This window comes from Massilia sp. CF038, from assembly GCF_900129765.1.
Classification (GTDB): domain Bacteria; phylum Pseudomonadota; class Gammaproteobacteria; order Burkholderiales; family Burkholderiaceae_D; genus Telluria_A.
The window spans coordinates 1,053,041-1,077,493 of the sequence record NZ_FQWU01000002.1 but is presented as its reverse complement, the minus strand read 5'-3'; the positions used below and the strand labels follow the sequence as shown (position 1 = coordinate 1,077,493).

Here is a 24,453-nt window from a genome sequence, read left to right as displayed (position 1 = left end):
TGACCGAGATCAATCATGGGACGGCATGCCAGCCATTTGCATAATTCTAATGAGCAATTCGCCGCCGGCGCTCGTGCGACGTCCATTGGCGGCGGGCATTACTCGCGTGCAGCGCTTGCCCTGCCGGGTGCGCCCGTGTACCGGGTACAAAAACGCTGCGCCCCAGGGGAGTTCGCCACCGTGACGCAGGCGCTGGCCCAGTGGACTGCCGACAAACGCGCCGGCAATGGACCGCGCGTGGCGGTGATTGAAATTGCGGACAGTACCACCTACCACGAAGCACCCTCAATCCGGCTGGACCCTGACGATGAACTCTATCTTCGCGCGGCAGACATGTGCCGGCCCACCTTGCGCATATTCGACTACCACAGCGGCGAGCGGGAACGGATTGTCGTCGACTGCGCCAAAGGCGCACGCTTGCACATTGATGGTGTGTTGATCGCCGGCGGTGCGCTGGCGCTGCGGGGCAGTTGTGCCGGCGTACCCGCGCAAGTTGTGCTGCGCCACTGCACGCTGGTGCCCGGTTGGGAGACCGAAGGCGTGGGGGAAGCGCGCTGGGGCAGCGCACCCAGTCTGGTCTCGGACGTGAACGCCGTCGCGCTGTGCCTCGATCACTGCATTACCGGCGGCCTGCAGTTGAATGGCGCGGGCGGCGCGCTGCTGGTTTGCGACAGCATCATCGATGCTGGCCACGCGGCCGGACTGGCCATCGCCGACCGGCAGCAGGATGCCGCACGCGTATGTGCGACCATCCTGCGCAGCACGGTGGTTGGTGTCAGCCAGCTTGCCCGACTGGCTCTGGCCGAGAACGCAATTTTTCTCGGCGCCTTGCTGGCAGGACGGCGCGATCAGGGGCTGATCCGGTACTGCTATCTCGCTGCCGGTTCAAGAACGCCGGCACGCGCGCATTGCCAGCCGGACGAAGCACGTCTGGCTGGCGCATCCTGGCAGGAACGCCAGCGCATACTGCCGCGCTTTCGCAGTATGAGGTATGGCAGTGCCGACTACGCGACGCTGGCGGACGATTGCGCCTGGGAGATCGCCAGCGGCGCCGACAACGGTGGCGCGATGGGCGCGTATCACAGCCCGCAACCCGCCGCGCAAGAGCCGGGCCCGGACACGCGGCACGCAGCGCCTGTCTTTTCACAGGCAGGACGCTCCACCCGTCGCGGCGCTGTCGCCACCTGCGCCGTCAACTGATCGACAGGCTGTGCACTTTGCAGTCTGTGGTGTCCAGGTCGAGCAGGCGGCCAGCGCGGTCGAACAGCAGAATATGGTCGTCGTGCGCGGCCACCCCCGCATGTTCGGCATGCGCCAGATTCAATTGCGCCACCACGGCATGGAGCTGGCGGTCCACCACCATGCAGCGGAACTGGCCGTCACTGTCCACCGACTGCACCATCAACCAGCTGGCCTTGGTGTCCACGCTGGTTTCGGCGGCCACCGGCACCTGGATTTCCAGGTCACCGCCACGCAGGCGCGGCACGTGCAGGGTCCCGACGCCGTCATTCTGATCAAGGCGCAGCACCAGCGGTGTACTGCAGGCCGGGTGCGCGAGTGCGAGCTGCCCGTCGACCGGCAGGGAAAAACTGTCGCGCTGGATGAGACGCCGGTCCGGAAGCTGGTAGCGCCACTGTTCAAGGGCGCTGTCGGTACCGATCAGGATCGTCTGGCTTGCGCCAGTGTCATGGAAGGCGACGACTCTGCCGGGCAGGTCGGCAATCTGCCACACCAGGGCCAAGTGGTCCTGGGTGGTATCAATCGCTACCACCCGGTTGTCAATCACGGCATTCCAGACCACACCGTCATACTGGCCAGCCCAAAAGTCGATTGGATGCGTGATCCAGTCGCTCACCTTGCACGTGACCAGGTCCACGCGGCTGACCCGTACCACGTCCCCGCGCCGGGCCAGTGCGAGTGCACGCTGGCCGTTTTTCGACAACACCAGCTGGAAGGCCGGCAGCGGGAAATGCACCACGTGCTTGCCTTTGGCAGTCACACGCAGCATGCCGCCTTCGCCCAGTGCAAGCAGATACTGACCACACGGGAGCCGGCGCGCATCATAAATTGCCAGCAGGCCGACGTCGCCACCGTGCAGCTGCAGCGGCGCGGTCTGGTTGTTCAGCGTCACTGGGGTGGCTGGCGCTTTGAAGTCGATCGGCGGCAGGTCGCTTTGCAGCGTCCCTGCATCGGCAACGGTGATCAGGCGCTTCAAGGTCGTCCGGTCCAGCTGATTGAGGCCGACGCTGCGCTCGGCAAGCAGAGGGCGCAGCAATTCAGCGGCCAGGCGCCGGGTGGCCGACGATTGCTTATTCAATTCACACAGCTCGGTGCACAAGGTCACGCGCAAGCGCGCGCCGCTGTCCTCTGGCGCGTCGAGGATGGCGCGAATGCTGCCCACGCTGTCCGCCAGCGCTTCGGGCATCAGGGCGAGTTTGCGTGCCAGGGCGCGCGCACCGGGCATGCCCCCATTGCGCTCGGCCTGCAGCAGCCATGCCAGCGCCTGCTCGTGCTGCGCCTCCAGCGGCCACAGCGCGTCGGCCGCTTCGGCCAGGTCGCCGCGCGCGGCCAGGTAGCTTGCCCACGCCATGCGCAGCTCTGCCGCGCCGCTGTGCTGACTGAGTTCGAGCTTGCGCACGGCATCGGCAAATGACCCGGTCAGGCGCGCAATACGGACGGCGCGTTCGATGTCGCCCGCAAGGAACCACAGACGCAGCGAGACCTCGGCGGACAATTGCAGTTTCTCCGCCAGTTGCGCTGCCTGTTTGAAGCGTTTGTTTTTTTCGAGGTAGTCGACTGCTTCCATGGGCGACTTCAATAGCTCCGCCAGCACGAAGGTCGCTTCATCGATGCGGCCGTCGCGGTCCAGGCGCGCGAACAGATGACGGTATTTCTCGCGCAGATACTGCTGCATCGCCATGTCGACGTTGACAGTGGCTGACGTGCCGCCGGGCGCATTGATCTCCAGACTGGAACGCGGCCCGAAGCTGCCAAGCAGCTGGCGCATGTTGTCGTCATCGCCGCCCAGCGGGATGGCGTGGCGCAGCGCCTCGGCAATGTCACCCTGCTCGAACATGTCAACCATTTTGCGCAGATAGGCCGCCTGGCGCCAGCCGATGACGTCGGATATCTTGCTCATGACCGCCAGCTTGGCGGCGGCCGCGAACAGTTTTTGTTTCCATATCGGGTCCGGGGCGCGCCTGCCAGTCGCTTCCGCGCTCGCCTTGCCGCCGCTGCCGCCGCCGCTGCTGCCGCTGCCGCCGCCGCCGGTTTTCGACGCGCCAAGCAGCCCGATAAGCATGGTCGCCAGCAAGCCCGCTCCGGCGGCTGCGGCGATAAGGGCCATGCCAACAGCCTTGCCTGCGACGCCGGTGCCACCCTTCGTCCCTTCTTTGGCGGCGCGCGCGCGCTCGCGCAGGAATTGTTCGCGCGCTTCGCTCGGCGGCAAAATCGCGTTGTCGAGTATCTCGCGCAGGGATTTTTCGGCTTCCGGGTCGGCCATGCTGACCTTGACCTTCGACCTGGGAATGCGCATTGGTTCGCGAATCGCGATTGCGCTGGTATCGATCCACAGCGCCGGGTCCACCAGCTCGGCCGCGGTCAGTGAGCAAGCAACGGCGTGCGCACCGCGCACCAGCAGACAGCCGCCGGGTGGAATGGCGGCCAGTTCGTCAACGGCCAGCGGGGCGCTCGACAAGCCGGTTCCCAGCCGGCACAGCGCCAGGCCATCAAGGCCGTCGCAATCGGCAAATCGTGACTGTGCCAGCGTCAGAAGATAGCCCTCGGCAGCACGATGCAGTCGCGCGCCACGCTGCCAGTGGGCCAGGATGCGGCGCCGTGCTGCTGGCTCGCCGATAAGTGGGACATCGAACCAGATCGCGTGGATTTCGCGCATGCCGTCGAACAGCGGACGCCGGATATTATTCATCGCTGTCGCCTTCGGCATTGAGTACTTCCAGATACGGCTTGTCCTGGTCGATTGCCTGCACGTACACGCGCAGACTGCTGGCGCCTATCCAGGCGATGTTGCCTGTAAACGGACACACGCTCACCTGCGCGATATTGCCGGACGAGCGCACCAGCACGCGCACGCCTGAGCCGGAGTACATTTCGATGATGCGCCTGCCGGGCGCCAGTACCACCAGGCCCACGCAGCCATGCTTTTCGCTCCTGGCCACGCCGATCACGCGTGCACCTTCGGCGACCTTGAGCATGGTCATCTCCTTGCTGGTTCCGGTCCACCACTCGTTCGGCTCCACCTTCAAGGCAAGCGCTCCATGCTCGCCCGATCGCGGCCAGTGGCGCAGGTCGCCAAACAGGATACTGCTTGCGCTGCGCGGCAGTGTCAGCAGATTGCTGGTGCCTGTTCCCGGTTTATAAATCTTCAGTTCTGTCTCTCCATTGCCGGCGACGCCGAACAGAATCCTGTCTGAGGTTTGTTCAGCGCCGATGACGCAACTGGCGATGGTGCTGAACTTGATCGGCGATTGGGTAGCAGTATTGCTCTGGGTCGAAGACTCCCTGCTCCAGCAGACCAGACGCAAGCTCCTGTCGAGCGCGATCACATTGCTGCGCGTGATACGCGGCGCGTTACGCGAGACGGGAAGCTCACACTTCAGGAAAAACACTGGCAGCCAGCGGCCGCTCTGCGGCGGGTGATTAAATTCCTCATTCGACGGACGTGGGGTGACGGCGTACTTGGATGAAAACCCTTCAATGGGAAAGCCCTTGAAGCGCAGATTGTCTCCTTCACCGATCAAACTACCCATCCCTTTGCCGAACAGACCACCGCCCAGGATCGCGCCCGTGGCCGGTGCCGCCTGACGCCGCGGCGTCCCCGGCTTGGCCCTGAGCGAATTCGGGACCGGATACGTGATGATGCCGCCATCGAGCTGCGGCACTGCCAGCATGGATGCGGCCACGGCAAAGCGCGGCGCCAGCAGCAGGGATGGACGGCCCCCTGGCTGACGCACCTGCGCGTTGCTGGCCAGGGTTTCAAAGGGACTGCGCAGCAACCGCGTTGCCAGCGGTGGCGGTGGCAGATCGAGCATGAACTGGCGCACCGCCTGATGCATCGTCAACCGCACGTCGAGACGCTCTTCCAGCCAGTGACGAGCAATGCCGATATGCCCGCGTACCCCGGGCGGCCGCTCGCTTCCATGCGCACCGATCACCCACGCATCGTCAGCGGCGCTATCAATGACGTCGTTCCAGGCCTCGATGTGCTGGGCTTGTGCGGCAAACAGTGTGCGTGCGTTCAGCAGTGCCTTGATAGCTTCGCGGTCACTGCTGCCATGCAGCTTGCCAGGCACCTGCAGCACACCCCACTCGAACAAGGCGCCGGCTTCCTCGGCGCGGCGCGCCAGCAGGATGAACAGGACCAGGTGCAGCAAGCGTGGCTCGCCCAGCTGCGCCGGACCACTGTCGAACAAGGCCAGGCAGCGGCGCGAGCGCTGGCGCGCCGCCGGCTCCGGACCGGCAAACATCAATTCACCGCTGGCAGCGCGGCGAATGAACTCATCCGGTTCGGCGTCTGCATACGCCCATTCGGTAATCAACAAGCGTTCGTAAGGTCCACGCTGGACGATGCTGCCCACGCCTTCTGGCAGGGCGTCGGCGCGGGCCGGCGCGCTGCGCAAAGGGCCGATCTGGGGATGCAGGCGCAGAAGCAGCGCACCCAGAGGCTCGATCAGATCAGGCGGGAATAACGACAGCCATGGATGCCAGGGCTGCAACGGGGCAGGCAGCTGCTTCATGCACACTGCTCCTTGAGCCAGTCGAGCACTTCCGGCGTCAGACTGCGCGCGCTTTCCAGCGGCACGAATTGTTCTGGCGAGGGCCATAGCAGCAAGACGCCATCGCCTGCCCGCGCGGCTGCGCTGCGGCGAATCAAGTCGGGCGGCAGCACTGGGCGCATATTGGTTGGTACCCACAAGCTGTGTACGTCCGGGTCCGGTGCGCAGTAGCGCGCGCCGTCCACCCAGGGCAGCTCGTCGGCCGGGCCTATCAGCACCAGCAAGTCGCGCGTGGCAGCCACCGACAGGCGTGACAGCGCCTGCCCATCGACGCTGCGCAAGCGTGCGAGCAGGCGGCGCGTCACTGCGCCCGCCGTCACCATGCCCGATGGCGGCAGGGCTTCGCTACGCTCGCTCCACAAAAGTACCTGCATCAGTCACCGCTCGCCATGAGCACCAGGCGTGCGCGTGGTACCGCCAGTTCCGGCGGCATGGTGGCGTTGTCGAAATTGGCATCGATTTCGCGCAGCAAGGCTTCTGCCTGGGCTTGAGTCTCGGGCGACATCGCTTGCGCCAAAAGGCGCGCTGCGGTTTCGGTCAGTCGTGCCACTCGTGCCAGCGGCTGCTGGACGGCTTCCTCGACAACGGCGTGCAGCAGCGGATGGCGCGCTTCGGCCAGCAGGTCGCGCAGCGCTTCGCGGGCATTCTGCTGCCCCGTGCTGGTGGGGATGGCGTACACCAGCGGCCACAAATCGGCCCGGCTGGCCGTGGTGCGCCCCGCCAGCACGGTGGCCGCAGCAATCAAATGCTGGGCCTTGACAATGCGCCGGTCCGACAGCTGCACATTGGCCTGGCGCAGCAGGCGGATGGCCTGGGCCAGGTCGGCGCGGACCAGGCTCATGTCCACGTCGGGCACCGCGCGGTTCAGCATGTCCAGGCTGGCCAGATCGGCGCGCGCGGTCAGCGGCGCCTGGCCAACGGCCCAGCCACCGGCCAGCAAGTCTTCCAGTTTGTTGTCCGGGACCGCGTCCACAAATACGTGCAGCAGGAAGCGGTCTGCAAAAGCGGCCAGGCCTTCGTCTTCCGGCAAGCCATTGGCTGCGGCGACGCACACGCGCAGCGGGCAGCGAATACGCGTATGGCCGCGCCGGAACTGGCGCTCATTGAGCACACCAAGCAGGGTGTTGAGAATGGCCGTGGAGCCGAGGAAGACTTCATCGAGGAAGGCGATGTCAGCTTCCGGCAGCATGCCGCTGACGTCGGTTTCGACCAGGCCCTCGCGCAGCTTGCTCAGGTTGACCGGTCCGAACAGCTCGGATGGTTCGGTGAAGCGCCCCAGCAGGTACTCGAAATAATTGCCGCCCAAGCTTTGCGCCACGCGTCGCACCACCGCGCTTTTGGCCGTGCCCGGCGGGCCGACGACCAGCAAGTGTTCCTGTGCGACTGCTGCCAGAATCAATAATTCGGCCAGGTGCTCACGGTCGATCAAACCGGCCGTGGCGGCGCGGATCGCGTCGCGCAGGCGCGCGGCAGCTTCATTCATGTTCTGGGGCATGGCAACAGTGATAAAAAGGAATAGAAGATGCTATTCTATCAAATCAAAGTTGCACACAAATAAATATTGCGGCGAGGCAGGCGCATTGTTGTGCGCCTGCCTGATCGCTTAAATCGCTGCCAGGGCGTTGACCAGATCCTGGCGCAGGTCGTCGACGTGCTCGACGCCGACCGACAACCGGATCAGGCCATCGGTAATGCCCAGCAGCGCGCGCTGCGCGGGCGGGATGGTGGCATGGGTCATCAGCGCCGGGTGCTCGATCAGACTTTCCACCCCACCCAGGCTCTCGGCCAGGGTGAACACTTCGCAGCGTTCCAGGAAGCGGCGCGCGCCCGCCAGATCGGTGTCGAGCTGAATCGAGATGATGCCGCCAAAGCCGTTCATCTGGCGCTTGGCCAGTTCGTGCTGTGGATGCGACGCCAGGCCCGGGTAAAACACCTTGCCGACCTTGGGCTCCTGTTCCAGCCACTGCGCCAGCGCCAGCGCGCTGGCGCAATGGCGCTCCAGGCGCAGCGCCAGCGTCTTGATGCCGCGCAGGACCAGGAAGCTGTCGAACGGTCCCTGGATTGCGCCCACCGAGTTTTGCAGAAAGCCGATTTTTTCGGCCAGTTCCAGCTGGTGCGGGGCGGTGCCGGCGACGGCCACGCCACCAATGATGTCCGAGTGGCCGTTCATGTACTTGGTGGTCGAGTGGACCACGATGTCGATGCCGAATTCCAGCGGGCGCTGCACGATCGGGCTGGCGAAGGTGTTGTCGCACACGCTGATGATGCCGCGCTCGCGGCAGATTTTCGCAATCGCGGCCAGATCGGCCAGCTTGAGCATCGGGTTGGTGGGCGTTTCGATCCAGACCATTTTGGTCTCGGGGCGAATCGCCGCCAGCAGTGCTTCCGGATTGGTCAGGTCGACGTAGGTAAATTCATGACCGGCGCTGCGCTTGCGCACGCGTTCGAACAGGCGGTAGGTGCCGCCATACATGTCGTCGCCGGCGATGATGTGCGAACCGCTGTCGGCCAGTTCGAGCACGCTGGAAATGGCGGCCAGGCCGGAAGCGAAGGCAAATGCCTGCGAGCCGCTTTCGAGGTCGGCCACGCAGCGCTCCAGCGCCCAGCGGGTCGGATTGTGCGAGCGGCCGTAATCCAGGCCCTTGTGCACGCCCGGGCTCTCCTGCACGAAGGTCGAAGTCGCGTAAATTGGCGGCATCACCGCGCCGGTGGTCGGGTCGGGCGACTGGCCACCGTGGATGACGCGGGTGGCAATATGTTTTTTGGTATTGGAGTCGGTCACGATACAGTCCTGCGCAAATGGTTAAGAAGGTCGAAGCGGGTGATCAGACCATAGAAACGCTGGCCATCGCTGATTACTGCCGTCAGACCGTGGTCGAGGATCTTGCGCAGCTGTTCCATGCTCGCTGTCGGCAGCAGGGTTTGCAGCTGCGCCGTCATGGTGCTGCCGACCAGGCTCTGGAACCGGGCCGGGTCGTTGGCAACATGCAGCAGCAAGTCCGATTCGTCGATGATACCAGCCAGCTGGCCATTGTCGATCACCGGCAGCTGCGCCAGGTCGGCGCTGCGCATGCGATTAAATGCCGTCATCAGCGTGTCCGATGGGGAGACCGACACCACGTCGCCTTCGTCGAAGCGGCGTCCGATCAGATCGCGCAGGTCGCCCAGGGTAGGGCGTACCAGCAAGCCCTGGTCGGCCATCCAGCCATTGCTGTAGACCTTGGTCAGGTAGCGCGTGCCGGTGTCGCACACGAAGGTGACCACGTTCTTTGGCGTGGTTTGCTCGCGGCAGTAGCGCAGGGCGGTGGCCAGCAACGTGCCGGACGAGGAACCAGCCAGAATGCCTTCCTGGCTCAGGAGCAGGCGTGCGGTGTTGAAGCTTTCTTCATCGTCGATGGTGTAGGCTTTTTTCACGCGCGACAGGTCGGCGATGGCGGGAATGAAGTCTTCGCCGATGCCTTCCACTGCCCACGAGCCGGCGTCGTCGCGCAGCACACCCGTATTGATATAGTCCGCCAGGATCGACCCCTTGGGGTCGGCCAGCACGAATTCCAGATTCGGCTGCACGTTCTTAAAGTAGTTGGACAGCCCGGTCAGGGTGCCCGAGGAACCCACGCCGACCACGATGGCATCGAGCTCGTGTCCGGACTGCTCCCACAATTCGGGGCCGGTGGTGGTCTCGTGCGCGAGTGGATTGGCTGGGTTGTTGAACTGGTCGGCAAACCAGGAGCCGGGGATTTCGCTGGCGATTTTGGCGGCCAGGTCCTGATAGTACTCGGGGTGGCCTTTGCCCACGTCGGAGCGGGTCAGGTGAATTTCGGCGCCCAGGGCTTTCAGGTGCAGCACTTTTTCAATCGCCATTTTATCCGGCACGACCAGGACCACACGGTAGCCCTTGATGCGCGCGACCAGCGCCAGGCCAAGGCCGGTATTGCCGGCCGTGGCTTCGACCACGGTGCCGCCCGGTTTCAGGCGGCCGTCTTTTTCGGCAGCCTCGATCATGGCGCGGCCGATGCGGTCCTTGATGGAGCCGCCGGGATTCTGGCTTTCGAGTTTCAGGAACAGCCGGCAAGGGCCGGTGTCAATGCGGGTCACTTCGATCAGCGGGGTATTGCCGATCAGGTTGAACAGTGCGGGTTGCGATGCTGCTGACATGGAAGCCTCCGAGGCCCGGCGCGCGTGGCACCTCGTGGGCGCCGCGTCCGGTTTTTGAAAAGGGCGGATCATAGTCGCGCCGTTATAAAAATGGAACGAATGATTTTATGCTTGTATATACATTATTTGCAACGACATAAAGCAAAACCACTACATCGTCCTCGCGAAGGCGGGGACCCATACCATGCTGAACAACTTCGGCGACATGGAATGGATCCCCGCCTTCGCGAGGATGATGTAGTGGTGAGTACACGTGCTATTTCTTGAGTTTGCGCCACAGGGTAGTACGGCTAATCCCAAGATGGCGCGCGGCTTCGTCACGTCGTCCGCCAAAGCGGGCCAGCACTTGCTCCACGCTTTCTTCATCAGCAGATGAAAGGACTGCCACGCCTCGCTGCAATTCTGGCGCCAGCGCCATCACAAACGCCGGCGTCAGCGCCTGCAGCGGCTCGGCCGCCAGAAACAGCGCCAGGCGCTCGGTCAGGTTGCGCAGTTCGCGCACATTGCCTGGCCAGTCATAGCGTTCAAGCAGCGGCGCGCACGCCATCACTTCCGCATGCAGATTTGGATGCGGCCGCGCCCCAAGCGCTGCCAGCGCATTCTTGAGCGACCATTCTGCCAATGGCGCAATATCGGCCGTGCGCGCACGCAGGGGCGCCAGTGACAGGCGCAATACAGCCAGCCGATAGAACAAGTCAGCCCGGAAGCGGCCTTCGCGCACCCGCGCCTCCAGGTCGCAATGGGTGGCGCTGATCACCCGTACGTCAACCGCAATGGGGCGCGTGCCGCCCACCCGCACCACTTCCCGCTCTTCCAGCACGCGCAGCAAGCGGGTTTGCAGTGGCAGGGGCATTTCACCGATCTCGTCCAGGAACAAGGTGCCACGGTTGGCTGCCTCGAACAAACCAGCATGGCCACCGCGGCGCGCACCAGTAAACGCGCCTTCCTCGTGACCGAACAGTTCCGATTCGAGCAGCGATTCGGCGATGGCGCCGCAATTGACAGCCACGAAGGGCCGGTTTGGTCCCAGGCTGCGCGGCCCCTCGCGGTGAATCGCCTGCGCCACCAGCTCTTTGCCGGTGCCCGTTTCGCCGTCGATCAGTACTGTTGCCGGCGAGCGGGCGTACAGCACCACGGCCTGGCGCAGCGTTTCCATGGCGGCCGAGTCGCCGCGCAGATCGTTCAGGCCATGCTTGGCGCGCAAGGTGTCGGCCACCACGGTGCGGCGGCCGCGGTTCGATTCGAGCTGGGTCAGGCGTGCCATTTCGAGCGCGTCGTCAAAGGCCTGGCGGATCGACGTGGCGGAATAGACGAAGACACCGGTCAAACCGGCTTCCTCGGCCAGATCGGTAATCAGGCCGGCGCCGACAATGGCTTCGATTCCCGCTGCTTTCAGGTCGTTGATCTGCGCCCGTGCGTCTTCCTCCGTCACGTAGGTGCGCTGGGCGATGTCAACGCCGAAGGTGGAGGCGAATTCTGCCAGTTGCGGCAGCTGTTCCTGATAGGTGATCACGCCGATCCGGTTCGACACGCGGCGCGCGCGGGCCAGCGCCTGCATCACGTCGAAGCCGCTGGCCTTGGCAATGACCACCGGGACCGAAACGCGGCCCTTGAGATAGGCGGCGTTCGATCCCGCCGCGATGACTACATCGCAGCGTTCCGTTGCCATGCGCTCGCGAATGTAGCGGGCGGCGTCGTCAAAACCCAGGTTGACCGGCTCGATCGAGGCCAGGTGGTCGTATTCAAGTGTGATGTCGCGAAACAGGTCGGACAGCCGGGAGACGGACACCGTCCAGATGACAGGTGTGTCCGGATTGTCGGTGCTGTTGCGGGGCAGGTTCATGTTTCAATTCTAGCGCGATTTCCATTCTTGTGTTTCATCGGAGTGTTTCATTTTTGTTTCACGTTTCAATTTGGTCTGGCGTGCAATTTTGCAAGTGCTTGATTTCATATGCTTTTACTGTTGCGTTACCCATGGCACGTTGCTTGCAATTGGAATGGCATTCCTCCACGCACCAAGGACCATTCATGACCAAGTACTCCCCAGGCGCCGCGTTCCGCAAAGCCGTCCAAGAAGAATCGCCACTGCAGGTGGTGGGCGCGATCAACGCCAACCACGCCTTGCTGGCCAAGCGTGCAGGTTTCAGGGCGATTTACCTGTCCGGCGGTGGCGTTGCAGCCGGTTCGCTGGGCCTGCCCGACCTGGGCATCTCGAATCTGGACGACGTACTGACCGACGTGCGCCGCATCACCGACGTGTGCGATCTGCCGCTGCTGGTTGATGTGGATACCGGTTTTGGCGCCTCCGCCTTCAACGTGGCGCGCACCGTCAAGTCGATGATCAAGTTTGGCGCCGCCGCGATGCACATCGAAGACCAGGTGGGCGCCAAGCGTTGCGGCCATCGTCCTGGCAAGGAGATCGTCACCAAGCAGGAGATGGTTGACCGCATCAAGGCAGCCGTCGACGCCCGCACCGACGACGACTTCGTGATCATGGCCCGCACCGACGCGCTGGCCGTGGAAGGTCTGGAATCGGCGCTTGACCGCGCCATGGCCTGCGTGGAAGCTGGCGCCGACATGATCTTCCCGGAGGCGATCACCGATCTGGCCATGTACAAAACCTTCGCCAACGCCGTCAAGGTGCCGGTACTGGCGAACATCACCGAATTTGGCGCGACGCCACTGTTTACCACCGACGAATTGAAGAGCGCCGATGTGGGTCTGGTGCTGTATCCGCTGTCGGCCTTCCGCGCCATGAACAAGGCGGCCGAGAATGTGTACGGGGCGATTCGCCGCGACGGCACCCAGAAGAACGTGGTCGACACCATGCAGACCCGCATGGAACTGTACGAACGCATCAATTATCACGATTTCGAGCAAAAGCTCGACGCGCTGTTCGCCGCGCAGAAAAAATAATGGCGGTGGCACCGGTGACCGTTCCCACATCGTGCTCGCGCAGGCGGGCACCCATGGCGCGCCAACGCAGAGAAGAACGTCTTCTCTGCGTTGCATTGCCATGGGTCCCCGCCTGCGCGAGGACGACGGCGTAGCGACAAACGGTGCCTTTGCCTCAATCATCCCCATCATCCCAGGAGACCCACAAATGAGTGAAGTACAAGCCCCGGCATTCAAGCCAAAAAAATCCGTTGCCCTGTCCGGCGTCACCGCAGGTAACACTGCCCTGTGCTCGGTCGGCAAGACCGGCAACGATCTGCACTATCGCGGCTACGACATTCTCGACGTGGCCGACAGCTGCGAGTTCGAAGAAATCGCCTTCCTGCTGGTGCATGGCAAACTGCCCAATGCGGCTGAACTGAAAGGCTACAAGGCGCACCTGAAGTCGATGCGCGGTCTGCCGCAGGCGGTCAAGTCCGCGCTGGAAGCGCTGCCCGCGTCGGCCCACCCGATGGACGTGATGCGCACGGGCGTGTCCACGCTGGGCTGCGTGCTGCCAGAAAAGGACGACCACAATATTCCCGGTGCGCGCGCCATTGCCGACCGCCTGATGGCGTCATTTGGTTCGATGCTGCTGTACTGGTACCACTTCAGCCACAATGGCAAGCGCATCGAAACCGAAACCGATGACGACTCGATCGGTGGCCACTTCCTGCACCTGCTGCATGGCGAAAAGCCGTCCGACTCGTGGGTCAAGGCGATGCACACTTCGCTGATCCTGTATGCGGAACATGAATTCAACGCCTCCACCTTCACCGCCCGTGTGATCGCCGGTACCGGTTCCGACATTCATTCGGCCATCACCGGTGCGATTGGCGCGCTGCGCGGACCCAAGCATGGCGGCGCCAACGAAGTCGCGCTTGAAATTCAGGAACGCTACGAGAACGCCGACGAAGCCGAAGCCGATATCCGCAACCGTGTGGCCAACAAGGAAGTGGTGATCGGCTTCGGTCATCCGGTGTACACCGTGTCCGACCCGCGCAACAAGGTCATCAAGGAAGTGGCGCGTTCGCTGTCGCAGGAAGCGGGCTCGATGAAGATGTTTGATATCGCCGAGCGTCTTGAATCGGTCATGTGGGAAGTCAAAAAGATGTTCCCCAATCTGGACTGGTTCTCGGCCGTGTCGTACCACATGATGGGGGTGCCAACTGCGATGTTCACACCGCTGTTCGTCATTTCACGCACATCCGGCTGGGCTGCCCACGTGGTGGAGCAGCGCATCGACAACAAGATCATTCGCCCAAGCGCAAACTATGTTGGTCCGGACGACCTCAAGTTCCTGCCGATCTCCGAACGCAAATAAGGCTAACGCATGAATACCCTTCACCGCAAACCTTTACCCGGCACGCAGCTCGATTACTTTGATGCGCGCGCCGCTGTCGACGCCATTGCGCCTGGCGCGTATGCCAAGCTGCCTTATACCTCGCGCGTGCTGGCAGAAAACCTGGTGCGCCGCTGCGACCCGGCCACGCTCGACGCGTCGCTCACGCAATTGATCGAGCGCCGCCGCGATCTGGACTTCCCATGGTTCCCGGCACGCGTGGTGTGCCACGACATTCTGGGCCAGACCGCGCTGGTCGATCTGGCCGGTCTGCGCGACGCCATTGCCCTGCAAGGCGGCGATCCGGCTGCCGTCAATCCGGTGGTGCCGACCCAGCTTGTGGTTGACCATTCGCTGGCTGTTGAATGCGGGGGCTTTGACCCTGACGCCTTTGACAAGAACCGCGCCATCGAAGACCGCCGCAACGAAGACCGCTTCGACTTCATCAACTGGACCAAGAAAGCCTTCAAGAACGTGGATGTGATCCCGCCCGGGAACGGCATCCTGCACCAGATCAATCTGGAACGCATGTCGCCCGTGATCCAGGCGCAGGACGGCGTGGCCTTCCCGGATACGCTGGTCGGCACCGACTCGCACACCCCGATGGTGGACGCCTTGGGCGTCATCGCCATCGGCGTGGGCGGCCTGGAAGCGGAAAGCGTGATGCTGGGCCGCGCCTCGTGGATGCGCCTGCCGGACATTATTGGCGTCGAACTGACGGGCAAACCGCAACCTGGCATTACCGCCACCGATACCGTGCTGGCGCTGACCGAATTTTTGCGCAAGCAGAAGGTGGTGTCGTCCTACCTGGAGTTCTTTGGCGAAGGCGCCAATCACCTCACACTGGGCGACCGCGCCACGATTTCCAACATGGCGCCGGAATACGGTTCGACTGCCGCCATGTTCTACATTGACGAGCAAACCATCAAGTATCTGAAGCTGACGGGCCGCGACGACGATACCGTCAAGCTGGTGGAGACTTATGCCAAGCACACCGGCCTGTGGGGCGAAAGCCTGAAAACCGCCGAGTACGAGCGCGTTCTCAGTTTCGATCTGTCTTCGGTGGTGCGCAATATCGCCGGTCCGTCCAATCCGCATAGCAGGGTGCCGACGTCGGAACTGGCCGCGCGCGGCATCAGCGGCGTGGTCGAAAACGAGCCAGGTCTGATGCCCGACGGCGCCGTCATCATCGCTGCCATCACCAGCTGCACCAACACCAACAACCCGCGTAACATGATTGCGGCGGGCCTGCTGGCGCGTAACGCCAACGCACGTGGCCTGACCCGCAAGCCATGGGTGAAAAGCTCGCTTGCCCCAGGCTCCAAAACCGTGACGCTGTACCTGGAAGAAGCTGGCCTGATGCCCGAGCTGGAGCAGCTTGGCTTTGGCGTGGTCGCTTACGCCTGTACCTCGTGCAATGGCATGTCGGGCGCGCTCGATCCCGTGATCCAGAAGGAAGTGGTTGACCGCAAGCTGTATGCCACCGCGGTTTTGTCCGGCAACCGCAACTTCGATGGCCGTATTCACCCGTACGCCAACCAGGCCTTCCTGGCCTCGCCGCCACTGGTGGTGGCGTATGCGATTGCCGGCACCATCCGCTTCGATATCGAAAAGGATGTGCTGGGCACTGACGCCAGCGGCCAGCCAGTCACGCTCAAGGATATCTGGCCTAGCGACGAAGAGATCGATGCGATCGTCGCCGCCAGCGTCAAGCCGGAGCAGTTCCGCAAGGTCTACATTCCGATGTTCGCCAAGCAGGCCGACGACGGCCTGAAAGTGAGCCCTCTGTACGACTGGCGTCCGCAGACTACCTATATTCGCCGTCCGCCGTACTGGGAAGGCGCACTGGCAGGCGAGCGCACCATGAAGGGCATGCGCGCGCTGGCCGTTTTGGGCGACAACATCACCACCGACCACCTGTCGCCGTCGAATGCGATCATGCTTGACAGCGCCGCCGGCGAGTACCTGGCCAAAATGGGTTTGCCGGAAGAGGACTTCAATTCCTACGCTACCCACCGCGGTGACCACCTGACGGCGCAACGGGCCACCTTTGCCAATCCCACCCTCAAGAACGAGATGGTGCTTGTCGACGGCAAGGTCAAGGCAGGTTCGCTGGCGCGCATCGAGCCGGAAGGCAAAGTCACACGTATGTGGGAAGCCATCGAAACCTACATGGAGCGCAAGCAGCCCTTGATCGTGATTGCCGGGGCCGACTACGGCCAGGGTTCCTCGCGCGACTGGGCCGCCAAGGGTGTGCGTCTGGCCGGCGTGGAAGTCATCGTGGCCGAAGGCTTCGAGCGCATTCACCGCACCAATCTGGTCGGCATGGGCGTGCTGCCGCTCGAGTTCAAGCCGGGCGTCAACCGCCTGACGCTGGGCATCGACGGCACTGAAACCTTTGACGTGATTGGCGAGCGCACCCCGCGTGCCACGCTGACGCTGGTCATCCATCGCAAAAACGGCGAACGGGTGGACGTGCCGGTGACCTGCCGTCTCGATACAGCTGAAGAACTGTCGATCTATGAAGCCGGCGGCGTGCTGCAGCGCTTCGCGCAGGACTTCCTTGAATCGGCAAAGGCGGCATGATGGTCCACCAGGCACAAGTAAAGATCGCTGCCACCTACATGCGTGGCGGGACCAGCAAGGGTGTGTTTTTCCGGCTGCAGGATTTGCCTGCCACCGCGCAACTGCCGGGCGCTGCGCGCGACCGTCTGCTGCTGCGCGTGATTGGCAGTCCGGACCCGTACGGTAAACAGATCGACGGCATGGGCGGGGCCACCTCGTCCACCAGCAAGGCTGTCATCCTGTCGGCCAGTACCCGTGAAGGACATGACGTCGACTATCTGTTTGGCCAGGTCGCCATCGACAAGGCTTTCGTTGACTGGAGCGGCAACTGCGGCAACCTGTCGGCGGCAGTGGGGTCGTTCGCGATTTCGGCCGGCATGGTCGATCCGGCCCGCATTCCGCAGGATGGCGTCGCCGTGGTCCGCATCTGGCAGGCCAACATCGGCAAGAGCATCATTGCGCATGTGCCGATCAGGGGCGGCCAGGTGCAGGAAACGGGCGACTTCGAACTCGATGGCGTCACCTTCCCGGCCGCCGAAGTGCAGCTTGAATTCCTTGATCCGGCGGCGGAAGAGGAGGGCGCGGGCGGCTCCATGTTCCCGACCGGGAATCTGGTCGATGAGCTGGAGGTGCCCGGCATCGGCACCTTCAAGGCGACCATGATCAATGCCGGCATTCCGACCATCTTTATCGATGCGGCAGCAGCAGGCTACAGCGGCACCGAGCTGCAGGACGCGATCAACAATGACCCGGAGGCGCTGGCGCGCTTCGAGACCATTCGCGCCCACGGCGCGGTGCGCATGGGCTTGATCGCTCACGTGGCCGAAGCGGCCAAGCGCCAGCACACGCCGAAGGTGGCGATCGTGGCGGCGCCAGCGGACTATACCTCCTCCAGCGGCAAGCAGGTCAAGGCAGGCGATATTGATCTGAATGTGCGCGCTCTGTCGATGGGCAAGCTGCACCACGCGATGATGGGAACGGCGGCGGTCGCAATCGGCACCGCCGCCGCCATTCCGGGCACGCTGGTGAACCTGGCTGCCGGCGGCGGTGAGCGCAGTGCCGTGCGCTTCGGTCATCCATCTGGAACGTTGCGGGTTGGCGCCCAGGCCAGTTTCGAGGACGGCGAATGGCGTGTGAAGAAAGCCATCATGAGCCGCAGTGCGCGCGTGTTGATGGAAGGCTGGGTGCGGGTGCCCGGCGACGCGTTTTAAAATCACCATCATCGCCCTCGCGCAGGCGGGGGCCCATACCACGTTACCGAATTCCGACACGTGGCATAGGCCCCCGCCTTCGCGAGGGCGATGTCCATGGGCGATATGAGTAACTGACGACGCGTTTTACATTGGCTCCATCGCCCTCGCGCAGGCGGGGGCCCATACCACGTTTCCGGATCGGACACGTGGCATAGGCCCCCGCCTTCGCGAGGGCGATGTCCATGGGTGGTATGAGTACCCGACGACGCGTTTTACATTAGCTCCATCGCCCCCGCCTTCGCGAGGGCGATGTTTAGTGTGGTAAGAATGCCCGGTCCGTGCCACGTGCGCGCGCCGGGCATTTGTTTTTTTGTCTATTTATATGGATTCCATGCAATTGTGGTTTATGATCGAAGCTCACCTGGCTTCCGCCCCCAAGGCGGTTATCTGTCGTAGTGGGACATGGATCGCGTACCAACCAACCTCGATTTCCTCGCTGACGCATTACAGCTGATCGCCGCGCCGGCCTGTGCCTGCGATGCAGCCGGTATTGTCTTCGCCGCCAACGCCGAACTGCTTGCGCTGCTCGGTACCGACCCCAATGGCGCGCGTCTGATCGACCTGCTCAATCCATCTCAACGACCTGCCGCCGAAGACCTTTTCGATGCGGCAAACCTGTCCATGCAGCGCTGGGAAAGCGTGCTGCTGGATGACGAACACGCTATCGCCGTCCAGGTGACGGCCAAGCCGCTGCCAGGCGGGAACGGGGCCACCTTCGTGTTTACGGATCTGCGCCGCTTCGAGGGCGATCAGGCGGCTTTGCGCACAACGCTGCTTGAGCAAAAAGCGATCCTGGAAAATGCGGCAGTGGGCATCATGCTTAGCGGTGACCGCACCATCAAGGAGTGCAATATACGCGCGGCGGAAATGTTCGGCTATGCCGACCATGAACTGATCGGCATGAGCAGCGTGAGCATCTTCCCGTCGGTGCTGGCATACGAAGAGATGGGGCGCGATGCCAGCCCGGCGCTGGCGCGCGGCGAGGCCTACACCAGCGAACTGCAATTGCGCTGCAAGGATGGCCGCTTGCTGTGGTGCCGCCTGTACGGACGTGCCGTCGATCCGCATAACAGCGCGCACGGTACCATCTGGATCATCGAGGATATCGACGAGCCTCATCACAACGAATCGAAGTTGCGCCGCGCGGTACTGGAAATGCAGGCCATCATGGACAACGCGCCGCTGGCGATCGCCTTCCTGCGCGATCACAAGGTGATGCGCTACAACCGCCAGTTTGCCAACATGTTCGGTCTGAGCGAAGACAGTGGCATCGGTGTCGACGCGCGCCGGTTGTACGCGCCCGATGCCGGCTACGATGCGGTGCTGGCCGAAGCAGTACCGCTGCTGCGCGCCGGCCGCCCGTATCAAAGCGACGTGCGCATGCAGCGCCACGATGGTTCCGGCTTCTGGGCCCATGCCTTCCTGTATGCGATCAACAGCGGCCGCGAACGGATCGACGCCATCTGGATTCTGGATGACAGGACCGCGCAAAAGGCGGCCGAGGAAGCCACGCGCCAGGTCCTGCTGGAGCAAAAGGCCATTTTGGACAATGCTTCTGTCGGCATCCTGTTCAGCGAAGGCGGGATCATGATGTCGTGTAATCCCCGCTTCGCCGAAATGTTCGGCTATACGCAAGATCAGATGACGGGCATGCGCGCCGTCGAAGTGTTCCCTTCGCCCGAGGTGTACCAGGCCTTTGGCCAGGCCGCCGGCCCTCTGCTTGGCAATGGTCTGCCGTTCGAACAATCCGAGTTCCAGTTCAAGAAGCGCGATGGCTCGCTGTTCTGGTGCCGCGTGCGCGCCAAGGCAGTCGACACCGACCGCAGCGAAGAAGGCACCATCTGGATCCTCGAAGACGTGACCGAGGCGCGCCAGACCCTGATCGAAGTGCAGGCGCTGATGACGAATGCCTCGATCAGCATCCTGTACACCAAGAACCGGATGATCACGCGCTACAACCGCGGCTTTGCCGATATGTTCGGCTACACCGCCGAGGAAGCCATGGGCCTGCCCGGACGGGCACTGTATCCAAGCGACGCGGTGTACGCGCGCGTGGGTGCGATGGCAGCGCCCTTGCTGTCGGTCGGCAAACCGTTCCAGACCGAAGTCGAGATGGCGCGCAAGGATGGCACGCTGATGTGGTCCCAGCTGATCGGCTACGTGGTCAATCCGAATGAACCGAACCAGGGCACGATCTGGATCATCGAAGACCGCACCGATGCCAAACGCGCGGAAGAATCCCTGCGCAACGCGCTGCTGGAAAATCAGGCGATTCTCGACAGTGCGGTGCTGGGCATTGCGGTCGTTGAAAATGGCTTCAACCTGCGCTGCAATACCAAGATGGAAGAGCTGTTCGGCTATGCACCGGGCGAAATCAATGGCTTGTCGGTGCAAGTGCTGTACCCCGACAAAACCAGTTGGGAGCAGGCGCGCACGGAGACGGCGCGCGACTTCCGTGCTGGCCGCGTCAGCATGTCCGAGTTCCAGCTGGTGCGCAAGGACGGCAGCCTGTTCTGGGCGCGCCTGTCGGGCCGTCCCTTCGATCTGGCTCAGGCCACCGGCCGCTCGGTTTGGGTAGTCGATGACGTGACGGCGCGCCGCGAGGCGGCCGAATCCGTGCGCCGCGCGCGCGACGAGCTGGAAGTACGGGTGCTGGAACGCACCGCCGAACTGGCGGGTGCCAACGCGCTGCTGCAAGGCGAGATCGTCGAGCGGCGCCAGGCCGAGGCACGCGTGCACCACATGGCCTATCACGACAGCCTGACCGGTTTGCCCAATCGCGCCTTGCTGGCCGACCGGCTTGACCGTGCCATGCTGGCCGTGCAGCGTACCGACCGCAAGCTGGCAGTCATGTTCATTGACCTGGACCGCTTCAAGACCATCAATGATTCGCTGGGCCACCTGACAGGCGATTTTTTGCTCAAGGAAGTGGCCAGCCGTCTGTGCCGCGCGGTGCGCGCGAGCGACACCGTGGCGAGGCTGGGCGGTGACGAATTCGTGGTCCTGGTGCCGGGCATCCGCCTGCCGGAAGAGTGCAGCAACGTGGCCGAGAAGATTATCGAAGCGCTGGCCTCGGCCTTTCCGTTCGAAGAGCGCCTGCTGCACATCACGCCCTCGATCGGGATCAGCATGTATCCGGATGACGGGGGCGATGTCGAAACGCTGATGCGCCACGCCGACGCGGCCATGTACCACGCCAAGGCCAACGGACGCAATAACTACCAGTTCTTCATGCAGCGCATGAACCAGGCGGCGGCCCAGCATTTCGAGCTTGAAAGCAGCTTGCGCGGGGCGCTGGCCAAGGAAGAATTCGAGCTGTTCTTCCAGCCTATTATCGACACCGGCACGCGCCGCCTGCACACCATGGAGGTGCTGCTGCGCTGGCGCCGCCCGCCCGAAGGGCTGGTGCTGCCGGACCACTTCATTCCCATCATCGAAGACAATGGCCTGATTGTGCCGATTGGCGAATGGGTGATGCGGCGCGCCTGCCAGCAGATCGTCACCTGGCAGCAGCAAGGCCTGCAGCCGGTGCCGCTGGCCGTGAACCTGTCACCGCGCCAGTTCATGAACCGCGGTCTGATCGAGTCAATCCGCAAGGTGCTCGACGAAACCGGGATCGATCCGGCCCTGCTGGAATTTGAAATTACCGAGACCGCGCTGATGCAGCACGGCGAGCAGACACTGGAAATTCTGGACCAGATCAACGGCCTGGGGATTCGTTTGTCGATCGACGACTTCGGCACCGGATATTCGAGCCTGGCGTATCTGAAGCGGTTCCCGGTCAAGAAGATCAAGATTGACCGCGCCTTTATCAAGGACCTGGAAGACAGTTCGGAAGACCGCGCCATTGTCAGCGCCATCATTGCTCTGTCCAACAGCTTGCAGCTGTCGGTGGTGGCAGAGGGCGTGGAAACGGAAGGGCAGTACGCCCTGCTCAAGGAGAAGGGCTGCCAGTTTGCGCAGGGCTATCTGTTCTCGCAGCCGATGCCCGCTGCTGCTGCCGCTGGCGCCTTGAGCGCGGCGCCGGCGAAATCGTAAGTTACGACAGGGTAGCGATCACCGGTGCGTGGTCCGACGGCTGTTCCCATTTGCGCGGGGCGCGGTCGATGGTGCAGGCGGTGCAGCGTTTGGCCAGCGCGGCCGACAGCAGGATATGGTCGATGCGCAGCCCCTTGTTTTTCTGGAAGCCGAGCATGCGGTAGTCCCACCAGCTGAAGGATTTGTCGAGCTGCTCGAACATGCGGTAGGAATCGGTCAGCCCCAGATCCATCAAGCCGGTCAGCGCCGCGCGTTCCTTGTCCGAACACAGAACCTGGCCTGCCCATGCCACCGGGTCGTGCACATCGCGGTCTTCCGGGGCGATATTGTAATCGCCCAGAATGGCCAGGCCCTGGTCGGCATGGGTGATCATTTCTTCGGCCAGCCACTCGCGCAGGGCCGCCAGCCACGCCAGCTTGTACACATATTTGTCAGTGTCGACCGCCTGGCCGTTGGGCACATAGGCGCATATGAAACGGACCCCGCCGACGGTGGCGGCCAGGATGCGCTGCTGTTCGTCGGAATAGCGCGGATTGTTCTTGACCACGTCGCTGATGGGCAGGCGCGACAGGATGGCCACGCCGTTGTAGGTTTTTTGCCCGCTGAAGACGACTTGGTAGCCTGCCGAATTAATTTCAGAAATGGGGAACTTGTCGTCAGTGAGTTTGGTCTCTTGAAGGCAGAGTACGTCTACTGGATTTTCTTCCAGCCAGCGCAGCAGATGCGGCAGGCGAACTTTCAAGGAATTGACGTTCCAAGTTGCAATTTTCATGGGGGAGGGGGCAATGTTGCGAAGCAGGCAGTATCAACCTATCAGTGCTTTAGTGCAAGAAGCGCAGATTGTCACTCAAACCGCTTAGAAAGTTGCAGTCATAACATCTTTGACAAAAACACATATTTTCTTTACACTCAACAATCGGAACATTATGCAGTGTGCCTAAAGGCTCGCAGCAAACTGTTTCAAAGTGTAACAACAGTAATACAAAACAACGTTTTTGGACTATTGTTACCTTTGGGGAATAAAAAATTGCATTCTTATAACTGAGAGAGTAATATATAGTTGAATAGCGGTATGGTTGGGGAGAGGCCAGCCGCTAGTTGCCCGTTGGAAGTGTCGTAGTACATGTCCTGGAAGGCAGTTTCTGCCCGATAGGTGGTTCTAGTTGGAAAAGTATTTTCCGCTAGGGATAAAAATGCGAACACAGCATTTATAAAGGATTGAAATGCGAAATGCATTTGAAGCATGGGCCCAGCGCGATGGCCACATCGTACGCCGCCGTGAAGACAAACCCGATGAATACCTCGTTTTCGAAACGCAGCGCCGCTGGGTCATCTGGCAAGCCGCGTTAGCGCATGGCAAAACTGCAGCTGCAACGGCAAAGCCTGCCGCGGCAAAAGCAGTGCCGAAGGATGCGCCAGTCGAAGGCGTTCGCGCCGCTGCGCCGGCCACTAGCGATGAGAGTGCGGTACGTAACCGCGTGCTCAACGAAGTGCTCGACGCGTTCAGCGACCTGGACGACAGCGCAGGCATCGAAGGCGTCCTCAAGGTGATCCAGGGATTGAAGAAAAAGCAGAAGGCGCTGGCTGAAGACAAGTCCGAGAACTGATGCAGTTCCGGCACTATAAGGGTGGACTGTACCAGTTGGTATGCGTGGCCACGCTTGAGTCTGACTTGTCCGAAATGATCGTCTACACTGCACCAGACGGGTCCTACTGGACCCGTCCGCGGGACGTTTTTTTCCAGATGATCGAAGTCGACGGCACGCTCGTGCAGCGCTTCACCCCGGTAGAGTAGTCACGGCCCGAGCTGCGGCCATGTTCACAGGATCGATTATGCGCGTCAGCCAGGCAGTGGTGGGCTTTGTTCTATGCAGCGCTTCGCTGGGCGCATCGGCCGAAACGGTGGGCGCGGTCGATACCGCGTTCAAGCTGCTCGGTCCCGATCACAAGGTCGTGGTCGAAGTGTTCGATGATCCCAAGGTCAATGGCGTGAGCTGCTATCTGTCGCGCGCAAAAACGGGCGGCATCAAGGGCGCCATTGGTCTGGCCGAAGACAAGGCCGATTCTTCCGTCGCCTGCCGCCAGGTGGGCGCCATTTCCTTCAACGGCAGCGTGCCGCGCCAGGATGAGGTGTTCACCGAGCGCGCCTCGATCTTTTTCAAGCACGTGCGTGTGGTGCGCATGGTCGACAGCAAGCGCAACGCGCTGGTCTACCTGGTGTACTCGGACCGCCTGGTCGACGGCAGCCCGAAAAACAGCGTGACCGCAGTGCCGGTCCCCGCAAATCAGCCAATTCCGCTAAAGTAACCCTGAAGATCGCCGCGCGTTTGCCGTAAACAGCGTGCAAGGCAGTGTGAAACAGGTGGAGACC

The 24,453-nt window shown here is 62.5% G+C and carries 17 protein-coding genes; 9 read left to right on the top strand and 8 right to left on the bottom strand.

Annotated elements, in window-relative coordinates:
• Window positions 1-36 precede the first annotated feature (36 nt).
• Window positions 37-1,200: a hypothetical protein gene (locus BUC24_RS15210; protein WP_143167536.1), complete on the top strand. Its 1,164-nt coding sequence runs from the start codon at window positions 37-39 to the stop codon at window positions 1,198-1,200.
• Here BUC24_RS15210 and BUC24_RS15205 read toward each other — a convergent pair.
• From BUC24_RS15205 to prpR, 7 genes are all read right to left on the bottom strand, one after another.
• Window positions 1,193-3,928 (bottom strand): bpX6 domain-containing protein, encoded by a 2,736-nt coding sequence (locus BUC24_RS15205; protein ID WP_073217822.1) that lies wholly within the window; start codon window positions 3,926-3,928, stop codon window positions 1,193-1,195. The genes BUC24_RS15210 and BUC24_RS15205 overlap by 8 nt on opposite strands.
• Window positions 3,921-5,756 carry a hypothetical protein gene (locus BUC24_RS15200; RefSeq protein WP_073217819.1) on the bottom strand — a complete coding sequence of 612 codons (1,836 nt, stop codon included), beginning with the start codon at window positions 5,754-5,756 and terminating at the stop codon, window positions 3,921-3,923. Before BUC24_RS15200 ends, BUC24_RS15205 begins: the two co-directional genes overlap by 8 nt.
• Window positions 5,753-6,169, bottom strand: coding sequence for a bpX5 domain-containing protein (locus BUC24_RS15195; RefSeq protein ID WP_073217816.1), 417 nt, complete (start codon window positions 6,167-6,169; stop codon window positions 5,753-5,755). The genes BUC24_RS15200 and BUC24_RS15195 overlap by 4 nt, the downstream gene beginning before the upstream one ends.
• Window positions 6,169-7,278 (bottom strand): AAA family ATPase, encoded by a 1,110-nt coding sequence (locus tag BUC24_RS15190; protein WP_143167535.1) that lies wholly within the window; start codon window positions 7,276-7,278, stop codon window positions 6,169-6,171. The genes BUC24_RS15195 and BUC24_RS15190 overlap by 1 nt, the downstream gene beginning before the upstream one ends.
• A gap of 120 nt (window positions 7,279-7,398) precedes the next feature.
• Complete coding sequence (locus BUC24_RS15185; protein WP_073217811.1) at window positions 7,399-8,577, bottom strand: trans-sulfuration enzyme family protein; 1,179 nt, start codon at window positions 8,575-8,577, stop codon at window positions 7,399-7,401.
• Window positions 8,574-9,950 carry a pyridoxal-phosphate dependent enzyme gene (locus BUC24_RS15180; protein WP_073217809.1) on the bottom strand — a complete coding sequence of 459 codons (1,377 nt, stop codon included), beginning with the start codon at window positions 9,948-9,950 and terminating at the stop codon, window positions 8,574-8,576. Before BUC24_RS15180 ends, BUC24_RS15185 begins: the two co-directional genes overlap by 4 nt.
• A gap of 256 nt (window positions 9,951-10,206) precedes the next feature.
• Entirely contained in the window at window positions 10,207-11,793 is a 1,587-nt protein-coding gene (gene prpR, locus BUC24_RS15175; RefSeq protein ID WP_073217806.1) for a propionate catabolism operon regulatory protein PrpR, read from the bottom strand.
• 185 nt (window positions 11,794-11,978) lie between these two features.
• On the opposite strand from prpR, the gene prpB reads away from it, so the two are divergent.
• From prpB to BUC24_RS15150, 5 genes are all read left to right on the top strand, one after another.
• Window positions 11,979-12,866, top strand: coding sequence for a methylisocitrate lyase (gene prpB / locus BUC24_RS15170; RefSeq protein ID WP_073217803.1), 888 nt, complete (start codon window positions 11,979-11,981; stop codon window positions 12,864-12,866).
• A 187-nt stretch (window positions 12,867-13,053) separates the two neighbouring features.
• Window positions 13,054-14,208 (top strand): bifunctional 2-methylcitrate synthase/citrate synthase, encoded by a 1,155-nt coding sequence (gene prpC / locus BUC24_RS15165; RefSeq protein WP_073217801.1) that lies wholly within the window; start codon window positions 13,054-13,056, stop codon window positions 14,206-14,208.
• Window positions 14,209-14,217: 9 nt separating this feature from the next.
• Window positions 14,218-16,812 carry a Fe/S-dependent 2-methylisocitrate dehydratase AcnD gene (acnD, locus tag BUC24_RS15160; RefSeq protein ID WP_073217798.1) on the top strand — a complete coding sequence of 865 codons (2,595 nt, stop codon included), beginning with the start codon at window positions 14,218-14,220 and terminating at the stop codon, window positions 16,810-16,812.
• A complete protein-coding gene (gene prpF, locus BUC24_RS15155; protein WP_073220164.1) occupies window positions 16,812-18,002 on the top strand; it encodes a 2-methylaconitate cis-trans isomerase PrpF in 1,191 nt (396 codons plus the stop codon). Before acnD ends, prpF begins: the two co-directional genes overlap by 1 nt.
• 444 nt (window positions 18,003-18,446) lie before the next feature.
• Window positions 18,447-22,082, top strand: a complete 3,636-nt coding sequence (locus BUC24_RS15150; protein WP_073217796.1) for a bifunctional diguanylate cyclase/phosphodiesterase — start codon at window positions 18,447-18,449, stop codon at window positions 22,080-22,082.
• Between the two features lies 1 nt (window position 22,083).
• Here the strand turns inward: BUC24_RS15150 and xth are convergent, their stop codons facing one another.
• Window positions 22,084-22,854: an exodeoxyribonuclease III gene (gene xth / locus BUC24_RS15145; RefSeq protein ID WP_073217793.1), complete on the bottom strand. Its 771-nt coding sequence runs from the start codon at window positions 22,852-22,854 to the stop codon at window positions 22,084-22,086.
• Window positions 22,855-23,305: 451 nt separating this feature from the next.
• Between xth and BUC24_RS15140 the strand changes: the two genes are divergently transcribed.
• Genes BUC24_RS15140 through BUC24_RS15130 form a run of 3 tightly spaced genes read left to right on the top strand, consistent with a single transcriptional unit; the run spans window position 23,306 to window position 24,389 of the window.
• Window positions 23,306-23,689 (top strand): phiTE_015 family protein, encoded by a 384-nt coding sequence (locus tag BUC24_RS15140; RefSeq protein WP_073217790.1) that lies wholly within the window; start codon window positions 23,306-23,308, stop codon window positions 23,687-23,689.
• On the top strand, window positions 23,689-23,877 hold the full coding sequence (locus tag BUC24_RS15135; RefSeq protein WP_073217788.1) for a DUF1653 domain-containing protein: 189 nt from the start codon (window positions 23,689-23,691) through the stop codon (window positions 23,875-23,877). Before BUC24_RS15140 ends, BUC24_RS15135 begins: the two co-directional genes overlap by 1 nt.
• Window positions 23,878-23,915: 38 nt before the next feature.
• A complete protein-coding gene (locus BUC24_RS15130; RefSeq protein ID WP_073217785.1) occupies window positions 23,916-24,389 on the top strand; it encodes a CreA family protein in 474 nt (157 codons plus the stop codon).
• Window positions 24,390-24,453 lie beyond the last annotated feature (64 nt).

What these genes read in the sequence shown, in the direction of transcription:
- BUC24_RS15150 (WP_073217796.1), top strand. Translation starts at nt 18,447, where the DNA reads ATGGATCGCGTACCAACCAACCTCGATTTCCTCGCTGACGCATTACAG.
- BUC24_RS15180 (WP_073217809.1), bottom strand. Translation starts at nt 9,950, where the DNA reads ATGTCAGCAGCATCGCAACCCGCACTGTTCAACCTGATCGGCAATACC.
- prpR (WP_073217806.1), bottom strand. Translation starts at nt 11,793, where the DNA reads ATGAACCTGCCCCGCAACAGCACCGACAATCCGGACACACCTGTCATC.
- prpF (WP_073220164.1), top strand. Translation starts at nt 16,812, where the DNA reads ATGGTCCACCAGGCACAAGTAAAGATCGCTGCCACCTACATGCGTGGC.
- BUC24_RS15200 (WP_073217819.1), bottom strand. Translation starts at nt 5,756, where the DNA reads ATGAAGCAGCTGCCTGCCCCGTTGCAGCCCTGGCATCCATGGCTGTCG.
- BUC24_RS15190 (WP_143167535.1), bottom strand. Translation starts at nt 7,278, where the DNA reads ATGAATGAAGCTGCCGCGCGCCTGCGCGACGCGATCCGCGCCGCCACG.
- BUC24_RS15195 (WP_073217816.1), bottom strand. Translation starts at nt 6,169, where the DNA reads ATGCAGGTACTTTTGTGGAGCGAGCGTAGCGAAGCCCTGCCGCCATCG.
- BUC24_RS15140 (WP_073217790.1), top strand. Translation starts at nt 23,306, where the DNA reads ATGCGAAATGCATTTGAAGCATGGGCCCAGCGCGATGGCCACATCGTA.
- prpC (WP_073217801.1), top strand. Translation starts at nt 13,054, where the DNA reads ATGAGTGAAGTACAAGCCCCGGCATTCAAGCCAAAAAAATCCGTTGCC.
- BUC24_RS15130 (WP_073217785.1), top strand. Translation starts at nt 23,916, where the DNA reads ATGCGCGTCAGCCAGGCAGTGGTGGGCTTTGTTCTATGCAGCGCTTCG.
- prpB (WP_073217803.1), top strand. Translation starts at nt 11,979, where the DNA reads ATGACCAAGTACTCCCCAGGCGCCGCGTTCCGCAAAGCCGTCCAAGAA.
- BUC24_RS15135 (WP_073217788.1), top strand. Translation starts at nt 23,689, where the DNA reads ATGCAGTTCCGGCACTATAAGGGTGGACTGTACCAGTTGGTATGCGTG.
- acnD (WP_073217798.1), top strand. Translation starts at nt 14,218, where the DNA reads ATGAATACCCTTCACCGCAAACCTTTACCCGGCACGCAGCTCGATTAC.
- BUC24_RS15205 (WP_073217822.1), bottom strand. Translation starts at nt 3,928, where the DNA reads ATGAATAATATCCGGCGTCCGCTGTTCGACGGCATGCGCGAAATCCAC.
- xth (WP_073217793.1), bottom strand. Translation starts at nt 22,854, where the DNA reads ATGAAAATTGCAACTTGGAACGTCAATTCCTTGAAAGTTCGCCTGCCG.